This window comes from Methylobacterium tardum (genome assembly GCF_023546765.1).
Lineage (GTDB): Bacteria > Pseudomonadota > Alphaproteobacteria > Rhizobiales > Beijerinckiaceae > Methylobacterium > Methylobacterium tardum.
In genome coordinates this window covers 1,454,743-1,479,716 of sequence record NZ_CP097484.1, presented here as the reverse complement: position 1 = coordinate 1,479,716, position 24,974 = coordinate 1,454,743, and the positions used below count along the sequence as shown (strand labels likewise).

Genomic DNA, 24,974 nt, shown 5'->3' with positions numbered 1-24,974 from the left:
CAAGCATGACGCAGACGACGACCTGGCCGAGTTTCCTCGAGAAAGCCCTGTGGGGCTTGCGAAGGGCCTCGGAGCACCTCGGTGACCCTGAGGTGCAAGCTGAATTCGAGGCCGCGGACGACTGGTGGCGCAAGCCCAAGACGATCGGCGGCGTCGAGAACGTCCTCGTGCCCGAGGAGACGGCAGTGAGCGGAGCCCTGAAAGTCCTGTTCAGTCGGATCCAGTCGGACCAAGTGATCTCCGGCACCCCGCCTGACGAGGACGATCTCAGACAATTTCACTTCAGCCTTGAGGAACGCCGGCCGCGCGATCCGGCTATCGGCAAGAAGACCAAGCCGACCGACATCGCCATCGTCCTGCGGGCTGCCGAGGTGTTCGACCTGCGCATCGAGGCCAAGACCCTGATCGAATACGGAGACATCAGGTCGGAGTATCTTTCCGGTCGCGGGCTGCTGCGCTTCGAGGATCCCGGAAACCCCTACACGCTCGAGGTCTATGGCGGCATGCTCGCCTACATCGTGAAGGAGGAGGCCTCGGTTTGGGAAGATCGGGTTCGGGTAGACCTGCTCACCCAGCTCGGAGCCGAGCGCATCCTACAGACGACTGTCGGACAGCGTTCGATGACCACGTCCACGCATCGGTTCGACATCGCCGAGAAGGGCAAAACACGCACGGTCAACGTCGCTGTGCTGCATCTTGTGACAGCAATCGAAGCACGGCCCTCGCTGAGGAACCCCACCGATCCTCGGCAATCCGAGCCGAACGACGCCTGATTCTGATCTTCGCCGGCACAGTCGTGGTCCCGTGCTTCGTCGCCGACCACGTTCAGGTCCGATCCCGGCGACCCTGGCCACGGCACGGCTGGTCCAGTCCGTGACGTCACCCGGCGGTTCCGAGCAGGTCAGCGCCAACACCTCGGCAATCGTCTCGGTCGAGTGGGGCGGCGTGCCGGGTGGGCGCGTCTTGTCGCGCAGCAGACCTTCTCGATACCCACCTCGCCGTAGCGCCGGTGCCAGCGCCACACGGCCGGGCGGCTGATGCCTTGCCCGCTTGGTCGGCATCCTGCACGCTCAGGCGCTCGGCCGAGAATAGAACGATGCGGGCGCGCTGGATGTGCTTGAGCGGTCGAGATCGGTCGCCAGCGATCGCAGCTAGCTTGGGCATACCGGCCGCCTCGGGTCGCACGCACACCGTCTGAGTCATCGCCTAGACACGCACGCCTCACCGCGGGCGTGAAGCCTCCGCCCGCGCTACTGCATTAGTAATCTTTTAATCCACTTAGCTGTCTCAGAATTCATCAATTGTCGGGCTGGAGTTCGCGACGCCTAATTGTAACTCATGGGCTTTTGTCGACAATTAACCTATAATTAGGTTTGATAGCGCACATTTTGAGATGGACCAACACAGAGTTTTTTCCCATGCTCCCCGTCCGGAAGATGGCTTTCGCGCTCGCAGCAACCTTGCTGCTTGGAAGCACGGCTGCACACGCCCAGGACGTTCAGCAGCTCAAAGCAAGTTACAAACGGCCTGATCTCATCCCTTTCCCCGAGGAGGCACCGTATTCTCCGCAGATGGCGACCCTCGGCAAGATGTTGTTCTTCGACCCGCGGCTGAGCGGTAAGCAGAACCTCAGCTGCGCAAGCTGCCACAACCCGTCCTTCGGATTCGAAGTCCCCGTCGCAGGCGCGATTGGCGCGACCAACAAGCCGCTGCCGCGCAAGGCTCCGACCGTGCTGAACGCGGCTTGGATCCCCACCCTGTTCTGGGACGGGCGCGCGCCGAACCTCGAGATGCAGGCGATGGGGCCGATCACCGCCGAAGGTGAGATGGACGGCAAGTTCCCGCAGATCATCGCCCGGCTTGGGAAAATCCCTGAGTACAAAGCCTGGTTCGGGAAGCTATTCCCCAAAGACGGCGTCACGCAGGACAACATCCTGACGGCGATCGCCACCTACGAACGCTCGATTGTCGCCGGAACCGCGCCCTTCGACCGCTGGATCGAGGGCGATGAGGCGGCGATCTCGCCTGCAGCGCAGCGCGGCTTCAGTGTATTCAACGGCAAGGCTGGATGCGCGGGCTGTCACACGGGCTGGAACTTCACCGACAACCAGTTCCACGACATCGGCATCCCGACCAAAGACATCGGCCGTGCGGCCTTCAGCCCCGATGATCCGTTCGCCCAGTTCGCTTTCAAGACGCCGGGGCTGCGCAACCTGACTTACCGCGCGCCGTTCGGCCACGCCGGTCAGTTCGCCGACCTTGAGGCGATCATCGCCTTCTACGAGAGCGGGGGCCTGCCGCGGCCGTCTAGGTCGCCTTTGATGAAGCCGCTCAGCCTCAGCGACGGCGAGCGCGCAGACCTGATCGCCTTCCTGCACACCCTGACAGCCGAGCAGACGCGGATCGCCCTGCCGAACCTGCCGAACTGACGCTGACAAGGGGACCCCGTACCATGTCGATCCGCTTTAAAATCCTTCTTCCCCTGCTCGCCTTCCTTGTCGTGGCGGCCGCTTTGTCGGGCGTGACCGGTCTGGTCGGCCTCGGAGCGGTTGCAGATCTCGCCACCCTCACCGAACGCACGAGCGAGGCAAACGAGGTCAGTCGCGCGGCGCGAGACCATTTTCGCCAAGCGGAAGATCTGCTCGCCCGGGTGAGCGCGATGACCGACCTCATCGACATGGCACCAGTCAACGCCCAGTTCACCGCAGCGAGCGACCAGCTGACGCTGTTGCTCGGGCGTCTGAGGAGCGCCACCCTGTCTGACCCGATGCAGGCGTTGTCGCGTGACACGGACATCGAAGCGCGCCGGTGGCGCAGCGATGCGGAGGTCCTGCTCGGCATACGACCGGCGCGGGAGATCCCGACACAGGAGCGGATGGCGCAGCAAAGCCGAGGCCTGCAACAGCGCTTCAACGAAATCGTAGCGCTCGCGGCCGCGGATGCGAGGGCCCAGATCGGGTCGACCCGAGAGGCGACGGCCTGGAAGATCTGGATGATGCTCGGGCTCGCAGGATCCGTGGTGCTCCTCGGCTCGACCACGGCGTGGTGGCTTGCCGGAAGTTTGGCGAAGCCGTTGGTTCAGCTGACCGCCGACACCGCGCGCTTGGCGAAGGGCGACACCAGCGTGGGCCTCCTGGGTGCGCACCGTCGCGATGAGATCGGCGACATCGCCCGCGCGGTCGTGGCCGTTCGCGACATGTCGCTGGAGGAGGCCGCCCGGCAACTTGAGACGACGGAGGCTGGCCGCTTGCGCGAGGAGCAAGCGCGCCGCGCGATGTTGCGCGACCTCGCCGACCGCTTCGAGCACTCCGTCGGTGCCATCGTCGAACGGGTCAGGCAAGCTGTCGGCAGCCTGCAGGCCTCATCCGACACCATGTCGGCGGCCGTGGAGGGCACCGCTCAGCGCTCGACCAGTGCGGCGGGGGCCGCACGACAGACCAGCGACAACGTCCGCACTGTGGCAACCGCAGCCGAGGAGATCGGCGTGACCGTCGGTCAGATCGGCCGTCAGGTCGAGCAGGCCACGGGGATGTCGGCTTACGCCGTGCAGGCCGCTTCCCGGACCGAGCAGACCATGGCGGCGCTCGCCGCCGCCGCGACCCGAATCGGCGACGTCACCGATATGGTCTCGTCTATCGCCGGTAAGACGAACCTCCTGGCACTCAACGCGACGATTGAAGCGGCGCGAGCCGGGCAAGCTGGACGGGGCTTTGCCATCGTCGCCTCCGAAGTCAAGGAGTTGGCTGCCCAGACCAGCAGAGCGACTGAGGAAATTGGGCAACAGATCTCGGCGATCCAGGGGGCCACGGGAGGGGCCGCCCAGGCGATCCAGGAGATCGCAGCGCAGATCCACGCGATGAACGGGGTGACGATGAGCATCGCCGCCATGGTCGAGGAGCAGAGCGCCACCACGCAGGAGATCATGCGCAGCATGGTCCAGGCTTCGGCCGGCACCGATCACGTGACCGTCAACATCTCCGAGGTTGTCCGGTCAGCCGAGGGCGCAGGCGACGCCGCCCGGTCGGTCTCGTCCGCTGCCGACGCGTTGGCCGATCAGTCTGATGTGCTGCGGGCCGAAGTGCAGCTGTTCCTCGCAAACGTGCGCGCGGCCTAGCACTTTCAACGACAGACGCCGTGCTCGTGTCGGGTCCGATCCCCATACGAGCACGGCGTTTTCACGTCGGGGCTGCCCTGCATCATAGCCACTGTGAGTTGGCTCTATAGGCTCACCCTGTGATACCACTCCGCCTTGAGTGGCGGGGCTTCCATGGCTGAACGCGCACAGCGTCTCACACCATAGACGGGCAATGTTCACTGCGGCGTTCTGATCGCGTTCGTGTTCCGCTCTGCACGTGCTGCATGTTCCTCAAAGCCCTAGGGTGGTCGATGTCTGGGCATCGCCCCACATTGGGCTTTAAGCGTGACAGCCCATCCGTTGACGGAGTCCGGCCGCCCGCGTAGACGAAATTGCAACGGATTCGCCCCTCACTGGTTGTGGGAGCGGGAAACACCACATGAGCGCACTTCGCAACAACACCGGCAAGCTGCAGCCCCTCACGCGCGCCGACGATATGGCCTTCGTCGGCGGCGAGCGTACGCGGTCGCATAACGATGCTGGCATGGTGCGATACCTTCAGGCGAACCCGAATGATGCGCGTATGATCGGTCGCGCGATCCAGCGCATGCGCCGCAACCTCAGCGACGCTTATCCGGGGGAAACCCGTGATCGTCATTATTCCAACGCCGACTGGCGACAGGCGGGATACGACGATGTCGCGGCGGTCAACGAACTGCTCGGTCTAGACGGACGCTGAGGCCGTCGACTTCGAGCGCACCGTCTCTCACACCATTCTCGGCGACGTGCGCTCCGCCGTTGAGGCAAGGATTGCGCGTTGTCGACGGTTGGAAGTGAGCTGAGGCGTCTGTTTCCTCACGGAACCAACCCTGCCTCCGAAGATGCTTCCGAGCCGGACTGGTCGCAACGGCCGTTCGTTCCCGCCGACGTGTTCACCGCGGCGGCACACCTGCTCGAAACTTCGGGTGCCTACCAGTACATCGTCGCACCCTACTCAGCCGCGAGCGGAGGCGACCCTCGATATGGGTACGACAGTCCGACCGCGGCCCCGCTCAAGGTGGAACTGGAACGCTGGATCGACATCGGACGGCGCTGGGCCAGGCGGCCGGATGTCGGTGAAGAAGTTCAACCTTTCTGGGACATTCTGTACGCGTGTGAAGCCGAGAAACTCGTCCTCACTCCGAGCGCCCGTGCGCCGTCGCCGCGATGGTGGTCTGCATGCCATGCGATGCTGGTCATCGCCGACGAAGCCAGCGGCGATTTCGGGTACGACTACCGGGCAACCCAATCGACGGTCGGAGAGGCGGACAAGTGGGCGAACTGGCTTGCAGGCTACGCCCTCGCCGACGTCACGGAACGGCGGCCTATCCCGAGTGCCGATCACCCCGGTAATCAGGATCATTACAGTCGGCATGTGTCCCTCGATAGCCTGTGCACGGACGTTGATCGGCATGTGGCGCGCGTGTTCCCGAAAGGACGCACCACCGAGATCGGTTGCACCCTCAGGACGTTCTCGCACAACCTCACTCTGCTCCCGCCTCACGGGCGCGCCAACGCGTACTGGCACCAGTCTGTCGACGCCACGGAAGTCGACAATCCCGACGCCTTGACCATCTTGGTGATCCCGTTCCCCTACGTCATTCCCGAGCGATCGTTTCACGGGTGCGAGACGGACGTCGGTGCGGGCGAGCAACGCTGGGGCCGCTTCCAACTGGATCAACGCTGGCTGCGTCCCGACGGGTCGGCTTTGCCCGGCCACGACGAGGAGTGGAGCACGACGGCCTCGCGTCAGGCCTTCGCCGATTTTGTCGAAGCGATGCTCGCGAAAGTGCGCGCGGACGGGGACGGGCCAATCCAAGGGATCGTGCTGCCCGAACTCAGTCTCGATTGGGAAACCTACGACACCCTGATCCGCCGCCTGTGTCGGAACTGGCCGTCGATCGAGTTCGTCGTCGCGGGCGTCTCCCAGGATTGCAACGGTCGCGTCGGAAACCAAGTCACCGCGTCGGTGTTCCGGCCGTCTCCAAGCGACGGTCGGAGGATCGCGGAAACGCACTCGCGACGGAAGCACCACCGCTGGCAGATCGACCGAACGCAGATCGAGAGCTACGGCATCGAAGGGGACTTGGATCCGGAAGTCCTCTGGTGGGAGCACCACTCCGTCGAGGAACGCGTCCTCCACCTCGACGTCTTTCGGGAAGGCTCGGCGATGACGGCCGTGATCTGCGAGGATCTGGCGCGCGTCGACCCTGGTTTGGCCCTGCTGCGTTCGCTCGGTCCGAACCTCGTGTTCGCCTTGCTGATGGACGGCCCGCAGCTCAAATTCCGGTGGCCGGGAACCTACGCGACGGCGCTGGCGGACGACCCCGGCTCCTCCGTGCTCTCAATCACCTGTGCGGGCATGGTTGACCGATCCAACGCAACCTTTAAAGCGAGGAACCCGACCGCGGCTCCGCAGCGTACGGTCGCCCTCTGGAAGAACCGTTCCGGGCCGGCATCGGTGTATCCGCCCGGCGATTTCGCCGAGATCAATCTTCCCGACGGCAGCCACGGGCTTGTGCTGAAACTGGCGGGCACCCGCGCACACGAGACCACGATGGATGGTCGGCCCAACACGGACACGACCGCGTGGCACTTGCGCGGCGTGACACCGGTCGCGATCGAAGCCGCGGTGCTCGACGCGCAAAATCTTCGCTGGATCGTTCCTAATTGACTCCTACACGGCAGTGCTGAGCGTCGCGAAGGTCCGGCCAGTGAGCACTGCGCAAGCCTTCGAGGCCGCCCCACACGTTAAGCGGGCGCTCGCGAAGCTCGCCAACGCCACGGCTCAGGGGGGCGGGCAAGCCGTGTCAGCGATCGGCTCGATCACCGGCCGCATTCAGGAGATCAGCGGCGTGACGACGAGCATCGCTGCCGCTGTCGAGCAGCTGGGTGCGGCCACGCAGGAGATCGGGAGCGACGTCAGCCAGGTGGCGCACGCCACCAGTGCGTTGACGAGCAACATTGCCGGTGCTGCGAGGACGGCCGAGGAGACGGGGGCAGCGGCGAGCCAGGTTCGGGGCGCGGCCTCTGAACTGTCACGGCAATTCGAGCATCTCTCAGCCGAGGTCGCGCGCTTCCTCACCACCGTGCGCGCGGCATAAAACCGTCGGTTTGAACGACCGATCTTAATCGTCGCATGATTGCAATGGACGGAGGCGCGGAATCTCGAATGCCCGCTGGGGTTGCTTCTCGTGGGAGGCAAGCTGGGTTGGTTTGAAGGGCATCTTCGCCGCCCTATGGCGATCACCTGGGTCAACTGCTTAGGCTGACGCAACAAACCCATGCCGCGTGTCTTTTGCAACCTTGAATAGGACTTGCGAACCGGCGACACAGCTCAAAACGAAGCTGTAGGGTGTCGCCATGTTCCGGGGCGGATGGAGTGGGGTTCTGTTAGCGGCCGCCCTCGCTTCTGCGGGGCCGGTTCAGGCACAGGTCACGCCGCTCGACATCTTCGGCGGGCTTCTGGGCGCTGCCCAGGCTCAGGCGGCGCGCGAGGGATGGGCGCGGCTTCCGAACGCGGATCGCTCCTGCCTCGACCGCGCGCTCGCCCGCAGGAATGCTGACATCGCCGGTTTGATCCAGCGCGGCATCGGTCCGGACGACGGGCGGCTGAGCGGGTTCTTCACAGAGTGCCGACGCTTCACCGAGCCGAACCTGCGACGCGGCTTCAGCTGCACGACCTCGGACGAGAATGGCTGGTCGCTCACGACGACGTGCAACCAGTCATTTGCCTATCGCGATGGCGACGGACGCCTGCAGCCCGTCGAACCCCGTGAGGCCATCGAGCTGCACTTCTCGGGCACGCGCATCATTGTCGCCGACGTCGAGACCGGCGAAGCGCGCGCGTTGCGCCAAGCTCGAGCCGAGGCGCAGGGGCGTGCCGAGCAACTCCAAGTGCTTAAAGGAACGCTGGCAAATTATGGGCGCGATCCATCCCCAGTGGTCCGAGCCGAGATCTCTCGGATCCAGAGCCGGATTGATCAGCAGCTTACGGCGCGTACTGGCCCGTCAGCGCCCGACACCGAGGCGATTGCCCGTGAGATCGGCGGGCTGAGCGCGCTGTCTCAGGCTGAGACCGTGCGCATGGCCGCGCTCGACCGGATGAGCAGCCTACGTGCCCAGGCTGAGGCGCGAACAAAATCAGACGCGCCAGAGGCTCTGCGCAAGCGCTTGGCCGATTTACGGAAGGAGGCTGTGGCACTGTCGGAGCCGCCACGCCCCGCCCCGTCGCCGAAGGCTCCGGCACAGGCTCGCGACCTCGGCCCGTCTTTCGATTGTGAGAAGGCGAACACCCCGCTGCCAATTCTCATCTGTGAAGATGCCGGGTTACGGCGTGTCGATCTGGAAATGGCGCGGGCGTTCTACGTGCTGCGACACCTCAAGTCCGATGCCGGCGCGGAGCTTAAGGCCGAGTCCAACGAGCTCGTGAAGCGCACGCTCGATGCCTGCCGCATTCCCGAGACCGGTAAGGTCACGGCGGCGCTGCGGGCCAGAGCCGTTCCCTGCATCGCCGTCACCTATCAGCGCCAGAAGGACATCTGGGCGGCGCGCGTCAGCCGCGAAGGTCCGCCTTCTGCCGTGCAGGAGCTTGATCGACCGATTGACGAGCATATCCGCCTGCAGGAGGCTCTGCGCGGTGCAGGCTATCTCTCGGCCGATGCGATCGCCGACGGCGTCTATGGCGGCGTGACCCGCAAGGCTATCGTGGCCTTGGCGCAAGCCGAAGGTCTGCCGAGCGATGGCTTCCTCGGCAACGGGCTGGCCGCAAAGCTCGGCCGCGGCTCGTCGTCGACGCCAAGCGCCGCGTTCATCACGGATCCAAGCTTGCCTGCGCGCATCGACGCTCTGGCGCGGCGATACGACGGCTACCTCGCAGATCTCGGTGTCGAGGAGCGGGACCGGGCTGCGAGGCTACAGGCGCAGCATCAGCTCGACGATCAGCGCAAGCGTGTTCAGGCCCTCCTGAGCGGCCCCGTGCCGGAGGATCTCCGTCCCGAGCTCGCGGTGCTGTTGCAGCAGACTGACGGCGCTGCTCCGCGAGACCTGCCGAGGATTGCGGAGGCGATCCAGCAGCGCTTCTCGCAGATCGAGCCGCGCGTCCGTGAGGCCGAGGCGGTTCAGCGCGCCGTGACCGACAAGAACCGCTTCCTCGTGGACGGCGACGCCGGCGATCTGCTGCTGCTCTACAACAGCTCGCCGCGCGCGGTCGCGGTGGTGCGAGGTCTCGACGGCAACCTCGTCTTCGATCCCGAGCGCACGGTGGTCTGCGCCGTGCCGGATGCACCGAACGATCGCGTCGCGTTGGAGCAACTCGTCGCGAAGGCGCGCAGCCTCGGTGCGCCAGTCAAGGAGGCGCTCCCCTCGTGCAGCACAGTGCAGCAGCAGAGCGCCGATCTCATCGTGTTCGAGCGGGGAGCCTTGCGCGCGCAGGCTGGTCTGTTCGGCACCATCGCGTCGGCTGTCGACACCGGCGTGTTCACGCTCGGCGGCACGGTGCCAAAGTCAGATATCGAGGCCGCACGACAAGCGGAGGGCATCCGCGCGGCCGAAGCCGAGAGCGAAGTCGCGCGCGGAACGTCGGACGGTCTGGCCGTGATCGCCTTCGGGGCCGGCTCTCGCACGATCTGCAGGATCGCTGCTGGCGACAAGGCTCTGCATGATCAGCTGCTACAGACCTATGAGCTGCTGCTGAAGGCCGAGCTGCGCGGCGCGACGACGGTAGTGACCGCAAGTGCCGATGGGGCATTCTTGTCGATCAAGCGCGGGCAATGCGGAGCAGCCTACGGATCAGCCAAAGATCTGGTCCCGCTGGTAAAGGGCCTGACGCGGGACGGCGTCACCTTCCGCTATCTCCCGATCTGGATTGCGCCCGAAACGGTCACCAAGGCGCAGGCGGCTCTGGCGGAGCAAGCTGCCGCCAAACAGCGTGAGCGTGAGCAGGATGAACTCCGGCGCGGGCGCGATGAGGCTGAGCGCAGCCGAGCGGCGCTCATCGAGCGGCTCAAGCATGATCAGGCCGAGGCGGACGTCACGCTCAGAGGTGGCATTCCGCAGGATCTCCAGACTTTCCTCAGCGGCTTCGCCGCCGAGGTCGCCGCGATCGCGCCTGAGACGCCCGATGCTCGGCTCAAGGAACTCGCCGACGCCTACGCGGCCAAGCGGGCCCGCATCGACGAGGCCGCACGGCTCGCCCGGGCCGTTACGGCCAGAAGCCGCTTCCTCATGGATGGCGACCGCGGCGATCTCATCATCCTGTACAACGACAGCGGGAAAGCTCCGTCCGTCGTACGCAACCTCCGTGGCGAGCTGGTCTTCGAGGACGGGCGGGCGGCGGCTTGCCTGTACCATGCGCCCCTGTCTGACGTGTTCCTGAACCGCCAGATCCGCGACCGCAGCGCGGCGCTTGGGGCCAAGCTGGATTTGCCGCTTTCGGCTTGCGGGGCAAATGACCTGGCCAAACAGGACCTGATCTTCGTCGAGCGCGAGCGCTTGCTACGTGAGCCCGTCGACCGGGTGATCAGCCTCGCCGATGCGGTCAACGGAAACCTGTTTGCACGGCTTGATATCGTCCAGGCGGGTGCTCTCGCAGCAGCCAAGCAGGCTGAGGCTGCCAAGGCGAATGAGGTCGAAGCCCGCGTTCACGGCCGAACGGGCGACGGCTTCGGCATCGTCGTCGTGCCGAACGCATCCAGCGTCGTGTGCAGGGTCGCGCCGAATGATGCCGAGGCGCATGCGGCGATCCTTGCACGCGTCAACGACCGGGTCGGGGACGAGCTGCCCGGTACGCCGGTGCTCACGCCGACCTCAGCCGACGGCGCGTTCATCGCGGTGAAGCGTGGCGAGTGTGGCGCAGTCTACGCTGCCTCCGCGGATCTCGCGGTGCTGGACGAGGCGATGAACCGGGACGGTCTCAATCACCGCTACCTGCCGCTCTGGATCGAGCCCGCCGAGGTTGCTCAGACGCGGGACACGATCGAGCAGGACAAGACGCGGAGTGCCGAACAGCAGTTCCTGCGCCAGCGTGAGCTTGAAGAGCGCAGGAAGCTCGATCAGGCCAAGGCGAACGAGGCTGGTGTCCGGCGTGCTGCGCAGGAGCAGGCACTGCGCGCCCAATATGGCGAACGGGCACGCTTCTTCGAGCAGGCGTTCGGCGAGGAGGCCCGCGCCTTCGCGACCGGTGTCCAGCCCGCCGCCTTCTCGGAGCACTATCCCAGGCTCGCCAGACACTATCAGGCTCAGCGCGACGATCGCTGGGAATTCATGTCGGCCGAGACGCACATCCTCGACTATGGGACCGCCCTCTACAAGGATCGCCCACTGGAGACGGCCTTCGTGACTACCCGGATCAAGATGCGCAACCGCATCAAGGGTGAGTACCAGGATGTCTGCTACGTAACCGGCTTCGTGAATGACGCCGAGTTCGGTGTGGTTCGTGATCCGTTCGGTGCGTCCTGCGACGAGGCCGGCCCTAACCTCGCCCGCTACAAGCTAGGGGAGCGCTTCAGCAGCCGCTGGATCGTGCCGTGAGCACGGCGGTGGCTGCAACAGCCCTAGAAACCTCTGAAGCGGACGTACCGCAGTGGACCCAACTCAGCCGCCGGAAGCGCAGTTGGCGTTCCCCGAAGCGGACATTCGTAAACTCTGCTCGGGGTAGAGAGCTGTCATCGGGTAGCTGCCCAGAAGTTGACGTTGGGTTGCGCATGGTCGCAGCGCCGTGCTCACTCGACGAATGGATGAGCGCACGATCATCGCCGACCTCGAACGCCGCCTCGCGGCGGCGAACGCGGCTTTGTCGGAGAAGGCCGACATCGAGGCGGCCTCCCAGCGAATTGGCGAGCTTGGCCGCCCTGCCGTCGAAGATGGTCGCATAGAAAGCGTTGAGGTCACGGAGCAACAAAGGGTGGATGAGCTACTGCGCGAGAGCGAGGCGCGCCACCGCCTTCTCATCGAAAGCTGGACCCAGGCGGTGTGGGAGACGGACGCCGCCGGCGTCGTCGTCGCCGACAGCCCAAGCTGGCGAGCCTACACCGGCCAGACTGTGGACGAGTGGCTCGGCTACGGCTGGCTCGATGCGATCCACCCGGAGGACCGCGCCTTCGCCGAGCGGCAATGGCGGGAGGCGATGGCCTCTCATTCGGTTGTCGACGCGGAGTTTCGCCTCCGCTCGCCAAGCGGCGGGTGGCGCTGGACCAACGTACGTGCCGCCCCCTACTCAAGGCTGAAGGACGCATTGAGAAGTGGGTTGTGGTAAATATTGATATCGACGCCCGAAAGCGTGCCGAAGACGCTCTCCGCGAAAGCGAAGCCCGCTATCACGAACTCTTTGAAAGCATGGCTGAGGGCTTCGCCGCGTTAGAGGCGGTCCGCGACGATGAAGGAAACCTGACAGATTTCCGCCATCTAGCCCGAAACCCAGCAAGCACGCGCGTGACAGGACTCCATGACGAACAGGTCCTGGGCCGCTTAGTCGGCGAGGTGCTTCCGCCTGAGGACGCGCGCTATTGGATAGATGCCTATTCGCAGGTCTTCGTCTCCGGCGAGCCCTCACATTTCGAGAACTTCATCCCGGCTTTGAATCGCTGGTTCGGCATCAACGTCACTCCATTCGGAAGGAATGGTGTCGGCGTGTTCTACGAGAACATCACGGAGCGCAAGCGGGCAGAGGCAGCGTTGCGCGAGAGTGAGGAGCAACAGGCGTTCCAGCTGCAGCTCAGCGATGCGCTCGGGTCGTTGACCGATCCTGCGGAGATCCAAGCGGAGGCTACGCGGCTGCTTGCCGAGCGGCTCGACGTCGGCTGGTGCTACTTCAACGAGTTTGACGAGCGCGGGACGCACGCGACCGTGCTTCGCGATTTTCACCGTGAGGGTGTGCCCTCAATGGTGGGCGTCCATGATCTGTCAGGCGAGCGGGACTTTCTCGATCTGGTGCATTCAGGTGCCGTGCTCGACATGCCGGACCTGACAGGTTCGGAGCACTTCAGCGCAGAGGCCAAGGCTACTTACGGCGAGCTCGGCATCCGCTCCGCGCTGGGCGCGCCGCTCCTGCGAAACGGGCGTCTAGCCGCTGTTCTCCTGGCGGCCGACACCCGCGTGCGCACGTGGAGCCGTGTTGATAAGGGGCTCTTGAAAGGAGCAGCGGAACGCACCTGGGTAGCGCTCCAGCGCACCCGCCTTGAAGCAATTGTACGCGAACGCGAGGAGCGGCAGGCGTTCCTGCTCACATTGGGCGACGCCATGCGTACTCAGTCTACGCCAAACGCCATTATCGAGATCGCAGCCCGTCTGCTTGGCGAGCGGCTGAACGCTTCGCGGATCATGTTCGCCGAGTTCGGCGAGGCGAAAGGTATCGCCGACATCTTCTTCGGGTGGTTCGCGGATGGCGCGCAGCCATTTCCGGCAGTGATGCGGCTGGAGGACTACGAGGGGCCGATCCTGGACGACCTCCGCGAGGGCCGGATCGTGCGGATCGAAGACACGAACGATCCGGCCCTCGCGCGCCCCGATCTCGCCGCCATTGCGGAACTCGGGGTATCGGCGCTGCTCAGCGTTCCCCTCTTGATCGGCGGCAAGCTGCTGGTGAACCTGTCCGTTCACCAGCATACACCACGCCGCTGGACCGACGACGAGGTCGCGTTGGCGCAGGAGATTGCGGCGCGGCTTTGGGCCGATCTCGTGCGTGCCCGCGCCGAGGCATCGGTGGCCGCAGCCGAGGCTTGGCAGCGCACGCTCGCCGAGGGCATCCCGCAGCTCGTGTGGCGCGCGGCCAGAGGCGGCGAGTGGACCTGGGCCAGCCCACAATGGACGGCGTATACCGGCCAGAGCGAGCCGGACAGTAGGCGCTGGGGCTGGTCTCTCTCTCTCTCTCTCTCTCTCTCTCTCTCTCTCTCTCTCTCTCTTGAGCCGCTTCATCCTGATGATCGACCTGCGGCACGGGAAGTGTGGAGCCAGGCGGCCCAGCGGGACGGGTTCGACGTCGAATACCGCATCCTCAGCCGAGCCGGGCACCGTTATCGCTGGTTCCAGACACGGGCCACGCCAGTGCGTGATGAAGCCGGGGCGATCGTCGAGTGGCTGGGCACTTCAACCGACATCGACGATCTGCGTGCTATGCAGGTGCGGTTGGAGGTGCTGATCAACGAGCTGCAGCACCGCTCCCGCAACCTACTTGGCGTGGTCACTGCCGTGGCGGGCAAAACACTGCGGCAGGGTAGTACGGTCGAGTCGTTTGAGGAGCGGCTGCAAGCGCTCAGTCGCGCCCAAGCGCTTCTCAGCAAAGCCGGCAGCGATACCGTCGAGGTCGGGGCTATGGTCCGAGCCGAGCTCGCTGCCTACGCTCAGGATGGATCGGAGAAGGTGTGCGTCGGCGGTCCGGAGGTGCAACTCACCGCACGACAAGTACAGAACTTTGCGCTCGCCCTGCATGAGCTGACCACCAACGCCGTGAAGTATGGCGCGCTGAAGGACGGCACTGGCAGTTTGGCCGTCACATGGGAGGTGCTGCTCGATAGGCGTGATCGCCGGCGGCTAGCACTGAGCTGGGTGGAGAGCGGCGTCGCCATCAAGCCGGACAAGGTCACGCGCCGGGGGTACGGGACCGAGCTGATCCAGGAGGCCCTGGGCTACGCTCTGGAGGCCGATGTCGACTACGAGATGAGCGCGGACGGCGTGCGCTGCCGTGTCGAGATGCCGATCAATCAGCCTGGGTGAACGCGCATCCGCACAGCTCGGTTGGCCTCAGAGGGGAGGCATACATGAGGAGCATCCATGGCCGACGCTGCCCTGTCACTTGCTGGCCGTCGCGTTCTCATCGCCGAGGACGAGTACCTCATCGCCATGGAGGTGAAGCGCTGGCTGCAGCATGCCGGGGCCAAGGTAGTCGGGCCTGTGCCCACCGTTGAGCGTGCGCTCGACCTGATCGAAGACGATGACGTCGATGTAGCCGTGCTGGATCTCAACCTCGGTGACGGGGCCACAGCCTTCCCGATTGCCGACCGCCTCCGTGCGCTTGGCGTACCGCACCTCTTTGCCACCGGCGACGTGCAGCTCGGGCAAGGCTCTGGATATGAGGACAGCCCGCGGCTGGAGAAGCCGTTCGTGGAAGCGGAATTGGTGCGCGCGGTTGGCAAGCTGATCGCACCAGCTTGAGCCATCCGCACGCTCGCCGAAGTACACAGCCCATGCGGCGACGGCGTCCGCTTCCGTGCCTTACCACCCGTAAGCGGACCGGCAGATTTCCACCCTGAGCGGACGACTGGCGCTAAGGGAGATGCACGCCTAGGTCGACGGGTGTCCAGACGCGGCGGTCGGGCTCCTCATCGGCCGAACCGAAGCTGAGGCAGCCATCGCTCCGGTAGGCAAGTGAACCGCACCCCGTTTTGACCGGACAGGCGGCATAGCTCACGAAGGCATAGGCATTGGCCTATGGGTAAGGCTATGTCATCGATCCAACCGCCCCGCCGGTGCCCAGCGAGATCCTGACCGGCGTCCAGCGTCGACGTCGCTGGTCCACCACTGAGAAGATCCGCCTCGTTGAGGAGAGCCAGCAGCCCGGCTCGTCCGTGTCATTCGTCGCCCGCCGCTACGGCATCTTGGCCCAAGCCTGCTGTTCTCGTGGACGCGGCGCATGCTGGAGGGCGGCTATCAGGCCGTGCACGCCGACGAGGCGGTTGTCGGCACCAGCCGCGTGCGCGCGTTGGAGCGGCGCGTGCGCGACCTCGAACGCCTGCTCGGGCGCAAGACTATGGAGGCAGAGATCCTGAAGGAGGCGCTCGACCTCGCGCGCGCGAAAGACCGATCACGCCGCTCAGCTCTTGGAGCGGTTCGACGGGCGGTTCGCGGTGAAAGCGGTCGCCGACACGCTCGGTGTGGTGCGCTCCCACCTGGCCGAGCACCTGCGTCGGCCCGCTCGGCCGCGCGGCGTCTACCGCAAGCGCGAGGATGCGCGACTTCTGCCGACCATCCGCGCGATCGCCGATGCCCGCCCGAGTTATGGCTATCGCCGCGTCACCGCGCTGGTGAGCCGGGCACTGCGCTCGCGCGGTGAGGCGAGCGTCAATGCCAAGCGGGTGCTGCGCATCCTGCGGGCGAACGGGCTCTCCCTCGCGCCGCACACCGCCCGCCGGCCCGGCCCCACCCACGACGGCATCGTGGTGGCGCTGCACTCGAACGTGGAGCGGGTAGCTCAGACCACCTCGAACTGCGCTGCCGGGACGGTGCGGTCGTCCGCGCGCCGTTTGCCATCGTCCTTACACAAGCTCAGCAACCATTAGAAACGAGCATGGGTGTCAAGTGCTATGCCTCCGCTTGATCGCTCAAGGATCGGATCAAAAATAACAAATTGAGCTAAATATTTCTTCGAAGTTCTCGGCGGGCTCCTGATCGGGCTTGTAATTTTTGAGGCCATTCGGGTAGCCTATCCTGCCGATATTTAACAGGGAGGGCCTATCGATGCGAGTCCATGTGCCTATATCTGCCCTGGTGTTTCCTTTGTTGATGTTGTCTTCTACGCAAGCTGCGGACGTGGCAAAGCTTCAAAAAGCGATGAACGATGCGCAAATATGTAAACCTGTCAAGCTAAACACCAAAGAAATCAGAAAACTGCTTCCAATCAAAATTCCGGACGCAATACCAGATACAGATATCGGCATCGATAAAGACTTCCATGTTGTTAAATCTTTTGACGTGACGGCCTCATCGGCGAAGGTCATGGGAACTTACGGTTGCCAGCCGAGCGACGAGGCCGTTCCGTTCAAGCCTCCTTTCAGCCAGAAACCCGAAGACTGGCGGCTGACCGACAATTTCGAATGTGAAGCGCAGATCAGCGGGACAACCGTGAGTTCGGCGACGTGCAAGAATAGCGGAGAGGTCGGTAAAATCATTGCTGCCGCAACAAACGTAAACGAGAAAATGAAAGGAGCAATCCAAGCAGCGCTTCAGTGAAACTTCTGTTTGGCACTTGTTAAGGCGCGATCATTTGGACGGCCTCGCATTGCGAGGTCGTCGGTGTTCCCGCTGATCAGAGTGACGTCAAGCTCTTTACAGCCTGTGCCGGCAAGGCTCCGCACCTTGAGCTTGAGTGTTGTCTGGTTCGAGGCATATCTGCTTCGGTGATGCTGCAGGGGGCCGCAGACGACCGTCATGGGTCGCAAGGGGACGGTATCAAAAGGCAAATTTCGACCATTCGACACGAGTATGGCCGACGCTGGAAGAATCACACCAACCGCTGCTAGCCTCATGGCACAGACCCTGATTTAGAGTGGGCAAATTCTGCGTCTGCATACATCGGGCTGGAGAGAGGTTCGGGCGGCCCGCTCACCCCTTCAAGGCTCCGGTCTCAGCAATCTCACAAACGGTTGATGCTCGCAGAGGCTGAGCGACAATCAGAGTTCCCAACACGCCTCCCGGTTGCACGAGACTCCTACCGCCAAGCTTGCACTACTTGAGGCTGTGCCCCTACAGTCAAGCTAATGACAGGGGGAAGCCGTGCAGGACGGTATCCAGATCACATGCTCGGCGACTGAGCACGTCAGCCTCGCCTACCACGAGAACGCGGTCCCGGTCGTCCGTGAGCTCGTGGTCGCGAACGCGTCCGAGCAGGACCTCCTTGACGTCCAGCTCCGCATCGAGAGCCGACCAGCGGTTGTGCAGCCGCTGACGCTGCGCATCGATCGGATCCCGGCCGGGTCGGACCACCACATCGAGACGCCGGATCTCCGCCTCGATGCCGCGCTGCTGGCAGGCTTCACCGAGGCCAGTCGCCTGGAACTGACGGCAATCCTGGACGATGCGAGCGGTGAGCGAGCCCGGCTCGCCGAAGAGCTGCGTCTGTTGCCGCCGTCGCACTGGGGCGGCAGCCGAAGCGCGCCCGAGCTTCTCGCAGCTTTTATTCGACCCAATGATCCGGCGGTCGACGTCGTCCTGCGCGATGCCGCAACCAAGCTCGGGGATGCCGGACGTGAGACGGGTCTGAACGGCTACACGACCGGCAAGAAGTCTCGCGCTTGGGAACTAGCCGAGGCGATCTGGGCGGCCCTCGCGGACAGGCGCATCGCCTACGTACTGCCGCCGGCTAGCTTCGAGCAGGCCGGACAGAAAATCCGCGGCCCGAGCGATGTGCTGGAGCGCAAGGTTGGGACCTGCCTGGATCTCTCGCTGCTCTACGCGGCCTGCCTCGAGCAGGCCGGGCTCAACCCGGTGCTCGTCCTCACTGCCGGCCATGCCTTCGTCGGCGTCTGGCTCCAGGACGAGGATTTCACGAGCGCGGCCATCGACGACATGCAGCTCCTGCGCAAGCGGCGCGACCTGCAGGATTTGATCCTCGCCGAGACGACACTGCTGACCCACAACCCACCGGCCACGTTCAAGGTCGCCACCGCTCAGGGCAGTGCCCAAGTCGAGGACGAAGCGCCCTCGGCGCTCGAGATCGCCATCGACATTCGGCGCTGCCGCCGACGCGGCATCCGCCCGATGGATCTCGGCGGCGCGAAACCCAGTGATGTCGCATCCGCGCCGACCGCGCCTTTGAACCACGTGCTGTCTGCACCGCCGAGCTTCGACGAGGAGGCACGGCCGCCCGCAGACGAAGCACCGGAGACACCGGTCGGACGTGTGGAGCGCTGGAAGCGCAAGCTTCTCGACCTGACGCTTCGGAACAAGCTGCTGAACTTCAAGCCCGGCAAGGGCTCCGTCAGCCTGGAATGCGCCTCGCCCGGCGCGCTGGAAGACGGACTCGCGGCGGGGACCGAGTATCGCCTGAAGCCCGTCTCCGATGTGCTGAGCGGGGGCGATGAGCGTAGCGCTGACCTCTACGCGCGCCGGCACCACGATGATGGTCGCCGCAGCTATCTCGAGGCGGCGCTCGTTCGGAAAGAGATCTACACGACCTCGACTGAGACCGATCTCGATCGCCGTCTGCTCGACCTCTATCGGCTCGCGCGCAACGGTTTTGAGGAGGGCGGGGCCAACATCCTCTTTCTCGCGATCGGCTTCCTGTCGTGGACGAAGAAGGACGGCGAGGACGCTTACCGCGCCCCGCTTCTGCTCGTCCCCGTCACCCTCAAGCGCTCGAGTGTGCGGGCCGGCTTCAAGCTCGCTCTCCACGACGACGAAGTCCGGATCAACCCGACCTTGCTGGAGATGCTGCGCGAGGACTTCAAGCTCCGTATCCCGGAGCTCGAAGGCGATCTGCCGCGCGACGGCTCTGGGTATGACGTCGACGGCATCTTCCGGATCGTCCGCCAGCACGTGAAGGAGCTGCGTGGCTGGGAGGTCGTGCCAGACGTCGTGCTCTCGGCCTTCTCCTTCACCAAGTACCTGATGTGGAAGGACCTGGTCGACCGCGCCGAGCTCCTGAAGCGCAATCCGGTGGTCCGCCACCTCATCGACACGCCGAAGCATTCCTACGGCGACGGCACGCCGTTTCCTGAGCCGGCGCGTCTCGACCGGGAGCATCCACCGGAGACCGTTTTTGCGCCGCTCTCGGCAGACTCCTCGCAGCTCTCCGCGGTCCTGGCTGCCGCCAGCGGCAAGGACTTCGTTCTGTTCGGGCCGCCCGGGACCGGCAAGAGCCAGACGATCGGCAACATGATCGCGCAGTGCCTCGCGCAAGGGCGAACCGTGCTGTTCGTCTCGCAGAAGACGGCCGCCCTGGAGGTCGTGCAGCGCCGCCTGCAGGAGATCGGCCTCGGCGACTACTGCCTGGAGGTGCATTCGACCAAGTCGCAGAAATCGGCCGTGCTTGGTCAGCTGCGCCGCGCCTGGCACGAGCGCACCACGCCCACGCAGGGCGCGTGGGACGCAGCGACCGGCGAACTTGCGAGCCTGCGCGAAGAGCTCAACGGTCTGGTGAACGCCCTGCATCGGCGGCGCGAGAACGGGCTCTCGGCCTACGAGGCCTTCGGGCGCGTGATCGCGGCCGGCAGCACCGACGCACCGCTCGTGCTCGCTTGGCCCGATCACCTCGCGCACACCGAGACGACGCTCGCGACCTTGCGTGTGAGCTGCCGGGAGCTTCGGCCTGTCCTGGCCTCCGTGGGTTCGCTCGTGGATCACCCGCTGCAAGGTGTCGAGGCTACCCAGTGGTCGCCGGTCTGGCGCGATGACATGGGCGCTGCCATCCGAAACGTCGAACAGACGTTCAGTGCCCTGCGCAGCTCCGGCCAAGCCTTCGCCGATGCGATCGGCCTGCCCGCCCTCCTCTCGACCTATGCTGGCACGCGCGGGCTCATGGTGTTGGGCAACTATCTCGTGCGGCCGGAAGCGCGCTGCGGGGCCGCGTTCCTCGCCGATGGAGCCGGTGACCTGCGTCGGGCCGTCGACGCGCGCGAGCGCTTCCAGGCGACGAAGGCTCAGCTGCTCGGCCGGCTCTCTGGGCGATACGGCTCAGGCATCCTCGATCAGGATCTGCCGGGGCTCCTCGCAGAGTGGGTCGCCGCGCAAGCGTCGAATTTCCTCGTTCGCGGTGGCAAGCTGAAGCGCGTGGTGGCCCAGGTGCAGCCCTACGCCGAGGGCCCCCTGCCCGCCGATCTCGGACCGGACCTGACGGGGCTGATCGAGGTCGCCAAGCACGTCAAAGCCGGCTGCGTGGAGGAGCTGGTTCTCGCTCGGCTCGGGTTGCCGTGGAGCAATCCGGAATGCCCGGCCTCGGATTTCACGCCGGCGATCGCCTGGGCCGAGAAGGTCGAGCAGCTTCTCGACATCCTCGGACCGCTGTCGCTCGGGATCGACGGCCTGCGCGACCACCTCGCGCAACTGATCGAGCGCCAGACCCGGGCCCTCGCCGAAGGCGGCCGCATCGCCCAGGCCTACGCGGTGTTCGCGCAGGATCGCGCCCGGGCCACCGAGGCCATGAAGGTGCTCAGCCAACTGGCTGGACGTTCTGATCCCGATGAGCCGCTGGCGGCAGACGCTGACTGGATCGAGGCGAGCATTGCCCTCGCCCATCGCTGGGCATCCGGTCTCGGACGAGCCCAAGGCTGGTGCGCCTGGCAGGCCGCGGCACAGAACGCGCGCAAGACTGGCCTCACCCCGCTGATCGAAGCGCTCGAAGAGGGTCGCGTTGCACCCGACCAGGCTGAGGTAGCGTTCGAGACCGCCTATGCGCGCTGGTGGATCGACCGCGTCGTCAGCCACGATCCGGTGCTGCGGCGCTTTCTGCCGGAGCTGCACGAGGACACCATCCAGCGCTTCCGGGCCGCCGACGCGCGCGTCACCGAACTCTCGAAGCAGGTTGTCCGCTCGCGCCTCGGCGGCGGCATTCCAGGGCCGACGGCGTTCGGTGCCGATCCGGAATGGGGCACGCTCTCGCACGAGCTGACGAAAAAGACGCAGCACATGCCGCTGCGGAAGCTGTTCGGCCGGATGCCAACGGCGCTGACGCGGCTCACCCCGTGCGTGATGATGAGCCCGCTCTCGATCGCGCAGTACCTGCCGCCCGACAAAGAGCCGTTCGACGTCGTCATCTTCGACGAAGCTTCACAGATCTCCCCATGGGATGCGGTCGGCGCGATCGCGCGCGGCAAGCAGGTCGTCATCGTCGGCGATCCTGAGCAGCTGCCGCCGACCAACGTCGGTGACCGCGGGGTCGATGACATCGAGGATGGCTCCGACGTCACGGACCAGGAGTCCATCCTCGACGAGTGCTTGGCGGCCAACATACCGCGGCGGAACCTCGACTGGCACTATCGCAGCCGCCACGAAAGCCTGATCGCCTTCTCGAACGCGCGCTACTACGGCGGACGGCTTGTCACGTTCCCCTCCCCTGTCACAGACGACAGGGCCGTTCGGCTCACCCTCGTGCCGGATGGAGTGTACGAGCGCGGAGCGGGCCGTGTGAACCGGCCGGAGGCCCGCGCGGTCGTCGCCGAGATCGTGCGTCGCCTGCGCGATCCGAGCTTCGCCCAGGAGCGGCGCTCGCTCGGCATCGTCACCTTCAACGGCGAGCAGCAGCGGTTGATCGAGAACCTGCTCGACGAGCAGCGGCGGTCGTACCCGGAGCTGGAGCCGTACTTCGACAAGGACCGCTGGCACGAGCCCGTGTTCGTGAAGAACCTCGAGAACGTGCAGGGCGACGAGCGCGACGCGATTATCTTCTCGGTTGCGGTCGGACCGGACCAGACCGGGCGTCCGGTCAGCACCGTGTCGTCGCTCAACAAGGACGGCGGCCACCGCCGCCTGAACGTCGCGATAACCCGTGCCCGGCGCGAACTCGTCGTTTTCGCGTCTCTTCGGCCTGAGCAGATCGACCTCGGTCGTACCCGGGCGCGCGGTGTCCGCGACTTCAAGCACTTCCTCGAATTCGCCGACCGCGGTGCGCGGGCTCTCGCGGAGGCGTTCGCGCCGACCGGCGGCGACGTCGAATCACCGTTCGAGGCGGCGGTGATGACGGCCCTCGAGGCCAAAGGTTGGACCGTACACACGCAGATCGGCGTCTCGGGCTTCCGGGTCGATCTCGGCGTCGTTCATCCGGACGCCCCCGGACGATACCTCGCCGGTGTCGAATGCGACGGCGCGACCTACCATAGCTCGGCCACGGCGCGGGATCGCGACCGCCTGCGCGAGCACGTGCTGACCGATCTCGGTTGGCGCATCCGCCGGGTCTGGAGCACCGAGTGGTGGATGGACGCCGAGGGCGCGCTCGCCAAGCTCGACAAGCGCCTGCGCGAGGATCTCGAGGCGGACCGTGCGCGAGCTGCGGCTGCGGCGATCGTGGCCGAAGACGCGGTCGAACCCGTCGTCGCCGAGCCGGACGATCTGGAGCCTGAGGGCGAGCTCTCTGCGGTTTCGTCCGCCGAAGAAGCTCCACCGGAGCCGGCGAACGATGCGCAACCTGCTTCCGAGGCGGCACAGCCACGCCGCTATGCCGATCAGGTTATGCCGGCCGCGGTCGCGGCTGCGCCTATCGAGCTTCCGCCAGAAGAGCGGGACTACCGGATCGCCGATCTGGCAGAGCTGGGTCTGCCGATCGAGCCTGGGCGGTTCTACGATGCCTCCTATCGACCGGTGCTGAGCGCGATGATCGCCCACGTGCTCGCCGTCGAAGCACCGATCTACGAAGAGCTTCTCGTTCGGCGTGTCGCCCGCGCGCACGGCCTGCAGCGGGTTGGGCACCTCGTCCGTGAGGCGATCGTCGCTCAGATCGACGTGGCTGTCGCGCGCACCGATGACGAGGGTCGCCCTGTCTTGTGGCCAGCCGGTGTGGAGCCGCAGATGAGCTACCCACACCGGCCGGCCGATCCCAGCGTGCGCAGCCATGGCGACACGCCGATGGCGGAGCTCGTTGGGCTTGCAGGGACCCTTCAATCCAACGCCTCGGAGGCTGAGCGCGCCAGGCTGATGGGACAGAGGCTCGGGCTGTCCCGCATTGAAGCTTCCGCGCGGACTAGGTTCGAGCGCGCCAGCGAGTTGGCGCGTCGAGCGGCGTCCTCGTAGACGACCTTCTGCGTTGGATTACTAACAGCCACTAGCGCTGAGTCCAATCAGCCCGCTTTGGAGAGTCTGAGCGTTCCTTTGGGCGCTTATCAAACCGAAGCACCTCAATCCAAGTCCATCTTCCGCCGCGCAAATCTTCAATCCCCCGCGCATTGAGGGCATTCGCGATTTCCGCCGGGTCCGAGATCCCGGCCAATCGGATCTCCTGTAACACAAAAGAAATTCGAGCCGCCCGCTCGATTCTCATTTTCTGTCGCTTGTCCATACAGCAAGATGTATTGTGATCTGAAAACTAAAAAAGGCCCGCACCGTTACTGGTGCGGACCGAACGCATGTGGATCTAAACCAGTGCTTAATATTTGCGGACCAGCGGCGTTGGGATCGGCGACGCGGCCGGGGTCGGCGAGTAGAGCGGCACGATGAACCGGATCCAGCCGTCGGTGGAGTAGTCGCTGCGGGTGCGGCCGAACGCGTTGGTGAGGGTCGCGCCGGTCACGACGTCGCGGGCGACGTAGGCCTGGACGGTGAAGACCTTGAAGTCGTAGCCGATCAGGCCACCGATGGCGAAGCGACCGCGGTTTCCAACCGCCGCGCTGAACTGGCTGATGTCGAAGTTGTAGGTGCCGTAGGCGACCGGACCGATCTCGAAGTTGCCGAACTTCTTGGTCGCCGTGAAGTCGAAGTTCAGGGCGTTCGACAGTCGGATCGGGCCGATGAAGGCACCGACTGGACCACCGAAACGGCCGGGCGAGTCGTAGATGTTGGCGGTCAGGTTGGTGGTGATGTTCCAGCCGTCACCGGTGTAGCTGCCGGCGATGCCGAAGCGGTAGGTGTTGGAGGAAAGCTGCGGCAGGACTGGGGTGCCGACTGGGATCTGACCGGTCCCGGAGAGCGGGTTCACCCTGGTAGAGCCTGTGAACAGCGAGCCGCGGTCGCCGTTGAGGTCGTTCAGGTACACACCGCCGAGCAAGCTGACGCCGAAGTTGCCGCCGAGATCGAACGCCCAGATGCCGCCGACGAAGGTGCCGACGTTGATCGAGATGTCCTTGTTAGGCTGGCCCGCCGGATTGCGGGTGAAGACGAACACGGTCGGAGGCGCGACGAGCAGCTCGACGCGGCCGCCGAACGGCACCAGCGGGGTCGACCACACCAGGACCGGGATGTTGACGGCCGTGTCGGGATCGTTGCGGCCGTCGGTGCGGCGGTAGGTGAACGTGTTGATGGCGTAGATGCCTTCCGGCAGCGGCGCGCCGACAGCGAGGCCGACCTGCTCGCCCGGAACCGTCGTGGTCTGCGCCTGCGCGATCGCCGAGGCCATGCCGACCGTGAGCGCGACCGTGCCGGCCGCGAGCCAGTTCTTCATCATTTTCTCATTCCTTCCCAAGGTCTCAAGGCATCCGTCCCGCATTCGGCATTTCCCTGCCGGTCT

Annotated in this window: 12 protein-coding genes and 3 pseudogenes; 13 read left to right on the top strand and 2 right to left on the bottom strand. The window is 65.2% G+C overall.

Annotation, left to right across the window (positions count from 1 at the left end):
• Nucleotides 1-5: 5 nt before the first annotated feature.
• On the top strand, nucleotides 6-773 hold the full coding sequence (locus tag M6G65_RS06970; protein WP_250103743.1) for a hypothetical protein: 768 nt from the start codon (nucleotides 6-8) through the stop codon (nucleotides 771-773).
• A gap of 60 nt (nucleotides 774-833) precedes the next feature.
• Here M6G65_RS06970 and M6G65_RS06965 read toward each other — a convergent pair.
• Nucleotides 834-1,203 (bottom strand): annotated as a pseudogene (locus tag M6G65_RS06965) (helix-turn-helix domain-containing protein); the annotation flags it as partial.
• Nucleotides 1,204-1,436: 233 nt separating this feature from the next.
• Here M6G65_RS06965 and M6G65_RS06960 point away from each other — a divergent pair.
• From M6G65_RS06960 to proA, 12 genes and pseudogenes are all read left to right on the top strand, one after another.
• Entirely contained in the window at nucleotides 1,437-2,429 is a 993-nt protein-coding gene (locus M6G65_RS06960) for a cytochrome-c peroxidase (protein WP_238197288.1), read from the top strand.
• 23 nt (nucleotides 2,430-2,452) lie between these two features.
• Nucleotides 2,453-4,114 (top strand): methyl-accepting chemotaxis protein, encoded by a 1,662-nt coding sequence (locus M6G65_RS06955; protein ID WP_238197287.1) that lies wholly within the window; start codon nucleotides 2,453-2,455, stop codon nucleotides 4,112-4,114.
• A 400-nt stretch (nucleotides 4,115-4,514) separates the two neighbouring features.
• The gene (locus tag M6G65_RS06950; RefSeq protein ID WP_238197286.1) at nucleotides 4,515-4,814 is read left to right on the top strand and encodes a hypothetical protein; all 300 of its coding nucleotides are present in this window, start codon (nucleotides 4,515-4,517) and stop codon (nucleotides 4,812-4,814) included.
• A gap of 78 nt (nucleotides 4,815-4,892) precedes the next feature.
• On the top strand, nucleotides 4,893-6,788 hold the full coding sequence (locus M6G65_RS06945) for a hypothetical protein (protein ID WP_250103742.1): 1,896 nt from the start codon (nucleotides 4,893-4,895) through the stop codon (nucleotides 6,786-6,788).
• A 124-nt stretch (nucleotides 6,789-6,912) separates the two neighbouring features.
• Nucleotides 6,913-7,218 (top strand): annotated as a pseudogene (locus M6G65_RS06940) (methyl-accepting chemotaxis protein); the annotation flags it as partial.
• A gap of 259 nt (nucleotides 7,219-7,477) precedes the next feature.
• Complete coding sequence (locus M6G65_RS06935; RefSeq protein ID WP_250103741.1) at nucleotides 7,478-11,644, top strand: peptidoglycan-binding protein; 4,167 nt, start codon at nucleotides 7,478-7,480, stop codon at nucleotides 11,642-11,644.
• Between the two features lie 202 nt (nucleotides 11,645-11,846).
• Nucleotides 11,847-12,368 (top strand): PAS domain-containing protein, encoded by a 522-nt coding sequence (locus tag M6G65_RS06930; RefSeq protein ID WP_250103740.1) that lies wholly within the window; start codon nucleotides 11,847-11,849, stop codon nucleotides 12,366-12,368.
• A complete protein-coding gene (locus M6G65_RS06925) occupies nucleotides 12,362-14,824 on the top strand; it encodes a GAF domain-containing protein (RefSeq protein ID WP_250103739.1) in 2,463 nt (820 codons plus the stop codon). Before M6G65_RS06930 ends, M6G65_RS06925 begins: the two co-directional genes overlap by 7 nt.
• Nucleotides 14,825-14,881: 57 nt before the next feature.
• Nucleotides 14,882-15,262: a response regulator gene (locus M6G65_RS06920; protein ID WP_250103738.1), complete on the top strand. Its 381-nt coding sequence runs from the start codon at nucleotides 14,882-14,884 to the stop codon at nucleotides 15,260-15,262.
• A gap of 276 nt (nucleotides 15,263-15,538) precedes the next feature.
• Nucleotides 15,539-16,358 (top strand): annotated as a pseudogene (locus tag M6G65_RS06915) (transposase); the annotation flags it as partial.
• A 206-nt stretch (nucleotides 16,359-16,564) separates the two neighbouring features.
• Nucleotides 16,565-17,056 (top strand): hypothetical protein, encoded by a 492-nt coding sequence (locus tag M6G65_RS06910; RefSeq protein ID WP_238197281.1) that lies wholly within the window; start codon nucleotides 16,565-16,567, stop codon nucleotides 17,054-17,056.
• A gap of 543 nt (nucleotides 17,057-17,599) precedes the next feature.
• Complete coding sequence (gene proA, locus M6G65_RS06905; RefSeq protein WP_250103737.1) at nucleotides 17,600-23,545, top strand: anti-phage protein ProA; 5,946 nt, start codon at nucleotides 17,600-17,602, stop codon at nucleotides 23,543-23,545.
• Between the two features lie 352 nt (nucleotides 23,546-23,897).
• Here the strand turns inward: proA and M6G65_RS06900 are convergent, their stop codons facing one another.
• Nucleotides 23,898-24,911 carry a transporter family protein gene (locus tag M6G65_RS06900; protein WP_250103736.1) on the bottom strand — a complete coding sequence of 338 codons (1,014 nt, stop codon included), beginning with the start codon at nucleotides 24,909-24,911 and terminating at the stop codon, nucleotides 23,898-23,900.
• Nucleotides 24,912-24,974: the final 63 nt, after the last annotated feature.

What these genes read in the sequence shown, in the direction of transcription:
- M6G65_RS06970 (WP_250103743.1), top strand. Translation starts at nt 6, where the DNA reads ATGACGCAGACGACGACCTGGCCGAGTTTCCTCGAGAAAGCCCTGTGG.
- M6G65_RS06960 (WP_238197288.1), top strand. Translation starts at nt 1,437, where the DNA reads ATGGCTTTCGCGCTCGCAGCAACCTTGCTGCTTGGAAGCACGGCTGCA.
- M6G65_RS06955 (WP_238197287.1), top strand. Translation starts at nt 2,453, where the DNA reads ATGTCGATCCGCTTTAAAATCCTTCTTCCCCTGCTCGCCTTCCTTGTC.
- M6G65_RS06950 (WP_238197286.1), top strand. Translation starts at nt 4,515, where the DNA reads ATGAGCGCACTTCGCAACAACACCGGCAAGCTGCAGCCCCTCACGCGC.
- M6G65_RS06935 (WP_250103741.1), top strand. Translation starts at nt 7,478, where the DNA reads ATGTTCCGGGGCGGATGGAGTGGGGTTCTGTTAGCGGCCGCCCTCGCT.
- M6G65_RS06930 (WP_250103740.1), top strand. Translation starts at nt 11,847, where the DNA reads ATGGATGAGCGCACGATCATCGCCGACCTCGAACGCCGCCTCGCGGCG.
- M6G65_RS06920 (WP_250103738.1), top strand. Translation starts at nt 14,882, where the DNA reads ATGGCCGACGCTGCCCTGTCACTTGCTGGCCGTCGCGTTCTCATCGCC.
- M6G65_RS06910 (WP_238197281.1), top strand. Translation starts at nt 16,565, where the DNA reads ATGCGAGTCCATGTGCCTATATCTGCCCTGGTGTTTCCTTTGTTGATG.
- M6G65_RS06900 (WP_250103736.1), bottom strand. Translation starts at nt 24,911, where the DNA reads ATGATGAAGAACTGGCTCGCGGCCGGCACGGTCGCGCTCACGGTCGGC.